Here is a 224-nt window from a genome sequence, read left to right on the forward strand (position 1 = left end):
TTAGCGAAAAATTTGTTGGCGATATAAAATTCGAAGAATTTTATTTTGAGAGTTTGATCCTGGCTCAGGATGAACGCTGGCGGCGTGCCTAACACATGCAAGTCGAGCGATTTTCTTCGGAGAAGAGCGGCGGACGGGTGAGTAACGCGTGGGTAACCTGCCCTGTACACACGGATAACATACCGAAAGGTATGCTAATACGGGATGATATATAAGAGTCGCAT

Annotated in this window: 1 rRNA gene; it reads left to right on the forward strand. The window is 46.0% G+C overall.

What is annotated here, in order from left to right:
• Positions 1–41 precede the first annotated feature (41 nt).
• Positions 42–224, forward strand: a 16S ribosomal RNA gene (locus ACK2WN_RS12440); the annotation flags it as partial.

It is taken from the genome of Peptacetobacter sp. AB800 (assembly GCF_047807365.1).
Classification (GTDB): domain Bacteria; phylum Bacillota; class Clostridia; order Peptostreptococcales; family Peptostreptococcaceae; genus Peptacetobacter.